General features: G+C 53.3%; 5 protein-coding genes and 1 pseudogene. 3 read left to right on the forward strand and 3 right to left on the reverse strand.

The window, feature by feature from the left end; all coding sequences use genetic code 11:
• Nucleotides 1-103: pseudogene (locus ACLQ7H_RS15975) on the reverse strand (universal stress protein UspB); the annotation flags it as partial.
• A gap of 552 nt (nt 104-655) precedes the next feature.
• Between ACLQ7H_RS15975 and uspA the strand changes: the two are divergent.
• Both uspA and gdhA read left to right on the forward strand, forming a co-directional pair.
• The gene (uspA, locus tag ACLQ7H_RS15980; protein WP_021181773.1) at nt 656-1,090 is read left to right on the forward strand and encodes a universal stress protein UspA; all 435 of its coding nucleotides are present in this window, start codon (nt 656-658) and stop codon (nt 1,088-1,090) included.
• Nucleotides 1,091-1,272: 182 nt separating this feature from the next.
• Entirely contained in the window at nt 1,273-2,616 is a 1,344-nt protein-coding gene (gdhA, locus tag ACLQ7H_RS15985; RefSeq protein WP_411753526.1) for an NADP-specific glutamate dehydrogenase, read from the forward strand.
• A gap of 70 nt (nt 2,617-2,686) precedes the next feature.
• Here the strand turns inward: gdhA and ACLQ7H_RS15990 are convergent, their stop codons facing one another.
• Nucleotides 2,687-4,579: a bifunctional metallophosphatase/5'-nucleotidase gene (locus ACLQ7H_RS15990; RefSeq protein ID WP_411753529.1), complete on the reverse strand. Its 1,893-nt coding sequence runs from the start codon at nt 4,577-4,579 to the stop codon at nt 2,687-2,689.
• A 275-nt stretch (nt 4,580-4,854) separates the two neighbouring features.
• Nucleotides 4,855-5,601, reverse strand: a complete 747-nt coding sequence (gene rsmJ / locus ACLQ7H_RS15995) for a 16S rRNA (guanine(1516)-N(2))-methyltransferase RsmJ (RefSeq protein WP_411753527.1) — start codon at nt 5,599-5,601, stop codon at nt 4,855-4,857.
• 252 nt (nt 5,602-5,853) lie between these two features.
• Between rsmJ and ACLQ7H_RS16000 the strand changes: the two genes are divergently transcribed.
• A partial coding sequence (locus ACLQ7H_RS16000) for a DUF2913 family protein (protein ID WP_411753528.1) occupies nt 5,854-6,262 on the forward strand: 409 nt, incomplete at its 3' end.

Here is a 6,262-nt window from a genome sequence, read left to right on the forward strand (position 1 = left end):
CGCGTAAAACAAATAGCAGCGCACGCAGAGAAGAAAAATACCGGGCCATGTTAATCACACAGACCACACACAATGCCCAAAACAGCGCGACGGTACTAATCATGATAGCCCCCTCAAGGCGTTGTTATCCCGGACACCCGCCGGGCCAACGGCCCTACTTCATACCTTATGCTGCCGGAGCCTTGGCTCCCATCCCCCTAGCACCTTACGGGCCCGAAGATACCCACAACCTCTGACCGCTTGATGAACAGGCCTTGCAACGATCAGAGGAAATAAGTGAGGCCCACATTCACTAGTGTAGAATAATCAAACGCAAACAGATCCCAGCACCGTATAAAATTTACAGTCAGGACTAAATTCTTCATCTACCCGCTCTCCGCTCGGATAACCGTCATAAGCTATACTTTGAGCAACAATGCTTATAATTCAATCGGTCAAATGGTGGATAGCCGCATAAGCCATAGGATTTTTTGCCCTGGCGGTGTAAAACGGTGGGGTAAACGTATAAACAAGGGTGATTGATGCGATGCAGTGTGATCGCCCCAACATATCATTGTGTTATCTGGATGGTACTATGCAGGTAAGGCGAAAGCGCCAAGCTGGAACACTGAATGCCTGCCCCCTTTAATCGGCATTATATGGAAGGAGTATTCTCATGGCTTACAAACACATACTGATTGCGGTTGACCTATCACCGGAAAGCAAAATCCTGGTCGAGAAAGCGGTTTCAATGGCGCGGCCGTACAATGCCAAAGTCTCTCTGATCCACGTTGATGTAAACTATTCCGATCTGTACACCGGCCTGATCGACGTCAATCTTGGCGATATGCAAAAGCGTATTTCCGAAGAAACCCACCATGCATTAACCGAGCTGTCGCAAAATGCGGGCTATCCCATCACCGAAACCCTGAGCGGCAGCGGCGATCTGGCGCAGGTGCTGGTTGATGCGATTAAAAAATACGATATGGACCTGGTACTGTGCGGACACCACCAGGATTTCTGGAGCAAATTGATGTCCTCTGCGCGCCAGTTAATCAATACGGTACACATCGATATGCTGATTGTGCCGCTGCGCGACGAAGAAAAGTAAGTATTCGCTAACCTGTTTGGCCAACGCCCGCCCTGCGCGGGCGTTTTTCATGGTTTCCTGTTATTTATTGCTTGTTAATCAGCCACCCCACAGTGATATAGTCGAGGTAGACACAACATCCTCCCCAACTGTGAGACACATCATAAAAACAGGGGAACCAATATGCTAAACAGGAGCTATCCATGGAACAGGCTGTATCGCTAGAATCCTTTCTAAAATCCTTACAACGTCATAACTCGCATCAACCGGAATATCTGCAGGCAGTGCGTGAAGTATTTACCTCTCTGTGGCCATTCATCGAACGTAACCCTCATTATCGTGACCACGCACTGTTAGAGCGCCTGGTAGAGCCTGAGCGTATCATTCAGTTTCGCGTCAGTTGGATCGACGATCAGGGCAAAGTTCAGGTAAACCGCGCCTACCGTATCCAGTTCAACTCCGCCATTGGGCCGTACAAAGGGGGGATGCGTTTCCACCCTTCGGTTAATACCTCCATTCTGAAGTTCCTCGGTTTCGAACAGACCTTCAAGAATGCTCTGACCACGCTGCCAATGGGCGGCGGCAAGGGCGGCTCAGACTTTGATCCCAAAGGCAAAAGCCAGGGCGAAATCATGCGCTTCTGCCAATCGCTGATGACCGAGCTTTATCGTCACCTGGGCCCGGATACCGACGTGCCAGCCGGGGATATCGGCGTAGGTGGCCGCGAAGTGGGCTTTATGGCCGGCATGATGAAAAAACTGTCCAACAACACCAGCTGCGTATTCACCGGCAAAGGCCTATCGTTTGGCGGCAGTCTGATCCGCCCGGAAGCTACCGGTTACGGCCTGGTGTACTTCACCGATTCAATGCTGCAGCGCCATGGTCTGGGCTTTGAAGGGATGCGTGTTGCGGTTTCCGGCTCCGGTAACGTGGCGCAATACACCATTGAGAAAGCGTTGGAGCTGGATGCGCGAGTGATCACCGTTTCCGATTCCGGCGGCACCGTGGTGGATGAAGCAGGCTTCACAACTGAAAAACTGGCGCATCTGGCCGAAATCAAAAACCAGCGCTACGGCCGGGTTGCCGATTACGCCCGCGAGCGTGGCCTGACCTATCTGGCCGGTGAGAGCCCGTGGAACGTGCCGGTGGATATCGCCCTGCCTTGTGCCACCCAGAACGAACTGGATCTGGACGCCGCACAGGTTCTGATCCGCAACGGGGTCAAAGCCGTGGCTGAAGGCGCTAATATGCCAACCACTATCCAGGCTACCGATGCCTTCCTGGAAGCAGGCGTGCTGTTCGCGCCGGGCAAAGCCGCCAACGCCGGTGGTGTTGCTACTTCCGGGCTGGAAATGGCGCAAAACGCCGCACGCCTTAACTGGCGCGCCGAGAAAGTCGATATCCGCTTACGTCACATCATGGCGGATATTCATCAGTCCTGCGTCGACTACGGCGGCGAAGGCAAGCAGACACATTACGTACACGGCGCCAACATTGCCGGGTTCGTGAAGATTGCCGATGCGATGCTGGCTCAGGGCGTACTCTAACCTTACCCTTGAATGAGAAATGCCGGCGAATATGCCGGCATTTTTTTATCATGTTAACCGTAGCTTAGCTTCAATTAATGGCTTCAACAATCACCAGCCGATCGTTCAGCCGCTGTTTGATGACCGGATCGGTCGCCGCTTGCGCCTGCTGTTGCAGTGCCGCAACCTGTTGCTTCATCTTTTGCGGATCGCTAAACAGCAGTTCTTTGACGTTGATGGAGGCCACGTTGGTATAGCGCCCATCATCGGTAGTGGGCACGCTAATTTTGCCGTCATTGAGCAACTTGTCCACAATCTTGCGCTCACGTTCATACCCTTCCAGCCCCACCAGCTTCCAGCGGTGCATCGCCTTGCCCTGATACTCGCCCTTCTTCACCTCGGTCAGATAGCGAATGGTGAGATTACGGATAGTCCCCGCTTCCTCACCAAATTCCGCCTTGGTATCTGACAGCACCGGGAACTGCATCCCTTCCAGTACGCCACCTTTCTGCGTCAGGTGACCCATGCGGTAACTGTTCATCCCCAACTGGATCGGCGTGCTGTCGGTCACCGGGGTGCCGTCGTTCAATTTCAACTCGGTGATGCGCTGCCCAACGGGTTTACGCAGATCGATGGTATAGGTCACGCCGTCAAAGAAGTCATTGGTAGAGTATTTGGACGCACGGCGCTGTGGGTTGAAGCTGTAGGTGACATCGCCCTCATGCTGCTGGTTGAAGTAGTCCGCTGACCATTCCATATACTTTTTCAGCTCCTTACCGGTCAGTTGGTAGACGGTGATTTCACCACCGGCATATTGATAGTTGAAGGCGATGTCCTTGGCGGTGATGGTGCCCACGTTCAGCTTCGGCCTGTCGTTATCAATCTGCAACGCAATCACCTGCGCCTTAGGCGCATAGTGACGGGCAGCCTCCTGATACAGCGCGCTGATGCCGGTATCCTGAATATGCACCTGTGGGATGCCTTTCACCGCATCTGGCGGCACCAGATCCTGGCCAGTCAGTTGGGCAATCGGCCGGTTGGCGTTGGCACGCAGGATGGTATGGAACGGCTGGTAGATCTCTTCGAGCTTTTTGTCGGAGGTGACGCCTTTGATCGGGTAGGTGTAGCTGTCTTTATTGATCAGCACGTATTTGCCATTTTGCTGCTCAAATTGCAGATCGATACGCGACAGCGCACGGCCATATTTGTCCGGCTCGGTGACGATCACGCCGTTGATCACCTCTTTATCCACCTTAACGTGCATATGCCCGGCAACGATCGCCGCCAGCTCTGGGTTGGCCCGCGCGATATCGCCCACGCCGGTGCCCGGCCGCTGGTTCTCATTGTCGATCCCCATATGAGCCACCAGCACGATGGCGTCCACCTGGCCGTGGATCTGCTGGATCACCTTTTTCACCGCCTGCACTGGATCGGTAAACGTCAGGCCGTCGATGCGATCGGTGCCCTTGGCAAATTCGGCGGTCATCGGCGTATCCATGCCGATAATGCCAATCTTCACCCCCTGCCGCTCAACGATCTTATAGGCGGGCAGGTAAGGCTTGCCGCTGTCCCAGAAGATATTGCCCGCCAGCGCGGTGCCTTTGAACTGGCTGAGTGGGGTTGCCAGCGCTTTCAGGCCAAAATCGAACTCGTGGTTGCCCATCACCCATACGTCGTAGTCCAACGCGTTAAAGCCGAGGATCATCGGGCTGGTTTTGTCATTCTTAAAGGTTTCAACAAAATTGCCCTGAATGGTGTCCCCGGCGTCTACCAGGATCACGTTTGGCTGCTGGGCACGGACTTTATGTACCTGAGTGGCAATCTGGCTGAGGCTGCCCGCCAGGTTCTCGGTGTCGGTGGAGTAATCCCAAGGCACGAAGGTGCCATGCAGATCGGAGGTGCCCAGAATGGTGATATTTACCGGTTCAGCGGCCATGGCAGAGGTACTCAAGCAAAGCAGTAGGGAAAGCAGCGTCTTTTTCATCATGAAGTTTCATTATAGTTGATTGTAATTAAACAGGATTATGCGACGCACATCTCAGCGTTACCAGTGACATTGCAGAATGAACATGGGAAATGTGAGGAAGTTCAATGAAGACCCCTCATCCCAACCCTCCCACAGGGAGAGGGAGCTGCAACAGTGATGAAATTAAGTTGGGCAATTACAGCAACAAAGGTCAAACGAACAAGGCAAGTTGTGGCACATTCGGTCCCCTCTCCTTTTGGGAGAGGGTTAGGGTGAGGGGCCAAATGCTTATCTTACAAAGGCATATAAATATCGAAACGGTGATTCTTGGTCGTCGTGGCAGCATGGGCGGGAACGTCGGCCAGCGGTGGTGCATAGTCAGGGCGCTTCACCACAACCCGTTTGGTGGCCAGCCTGCGGGCAGGCTCCAGCAAACCATCGGCATCATCATCACTGCCCACCAGCGACTGAAATACCCGCATCTCTTTTTTCACCAGCGCACTCTTCTGCTTATGCGGATACATCGGATCGAGATACACCACTTCCGGGCGTGGATCGAGATCGCTCAGCGCCGTCAGGCTGGAGGCGTGAAGTAACGTCATGCGCTCGCGCAGCCAAGGGCCGATCTCCGCGTCCTGATAACCACGTTGCAAGCCGTCTTCCAGCAACGCAGCGACGACCGGATCACGCTCCAACATGCGAACCTGGCAACCCAGCGACGCCAACACAAACGCATCACGCCCTAACCCGGCAGTGGCGTCCACCACGCTGGGCACATAGCTGCCTTTAATCCCTACCGCTTTGGCCACCGCTTCGCCACGGCCACCGCCGAAACGTCTCCGGTGCGCCATTGGGCCAGAGATAAAATCAACGTAGATAGCGCCAAGCTTTGGCTCGTCGCGCTTTCGCAGCTCCAACCGTTCTGGCGTCAGCACCAACGCCATCGACGCATCTTCGTCACTAGTTAACTGCCAGCGATCGGCCAGAATAGACAAGGCGCCGGGATCGGCGCCTGCTTCACACAATAAAAACACGCTCACTTGGCGGGTTACCCTTTAATACCGTAATGGCGCATTACATTTTTACCTTTGATTCTAATAGTTTTTTTAAGCATTAATGTAAAAACCTTAATTTTAACCTACATTTAATTAACTATCTGAATTTACGGTGTTTTTCTGTTATGAGCATTAACCTTAATCATTCTATCCATTTTACCCTCTCCAGCCTCAGCTTGCCACTGCCACCAAGCCTAGATACCATCAGCATCAATTTTAATCAGCTTAGCGATATCAATGGTTACACATCCCGATCAAACTACCCGCGACCTAGCCCACCTCGCTTTCTGTGCTCTTGTTGCGTTACAGACCGCTGTTCAGGACGGTGCTGTGACTTCCCCAATGGCAGAGCATCTTTTTATTGTTCGCTGGCTGGCTACCGCCCAAAAGCAGAAGCGTTTTCCCAAAACAGTCGCGATTGATATCCAACTGCTGTTGGACAAAGGCCGTAAGCAAGGTATCGGGGCCAAGCTTAAATCTCATCTTGAGTATGTCTGGCGCTCATGCGGCGGTGAAATGCGGCAACAAAGTGACCTTTTTAGGCTGACCTACACGCTGGAAAGCCTCAAAGTACTAGGTTGGCGTAACGAGTTGGTAACTCCTGCTGAATGGGATTCTGAAGCGCTGGATGACGCTGCTCCTGCGC

The organism is Serratia sp. (in: enterobacteria), from assembly GCF_046715635.1.
Taxonomy (GTDB): Bacteria; Pseudomonadota; Gammaproteobacteria; order Enterobacterales; family Enterobacteriaceae; genus Chania.

Excerpts from the sequence above, each read along its gene's own strand:
- uspA (WP_021181773.1), top strand. The coding sequence starts at position 656 with ATGGCTTACAAACACATACTGATTGCGGTTGACCTATCACCGGAAAGC.
- gdhA (WP_411753526.1), top strand. The coding sequence starts at position 1,273 with ATGGAACAGGCTGTATCGCTAGAATCCTTTCTAAAATCCTTACAACGT.
- ACLQ7H_RS15990 (WP_411753529.1), bottom strand. The coding sequence starts at position 4,579 with ATGAAAAAGACGCTGCTTTCCCTACTGCTTTGCTTGAGTACCTCTGCC.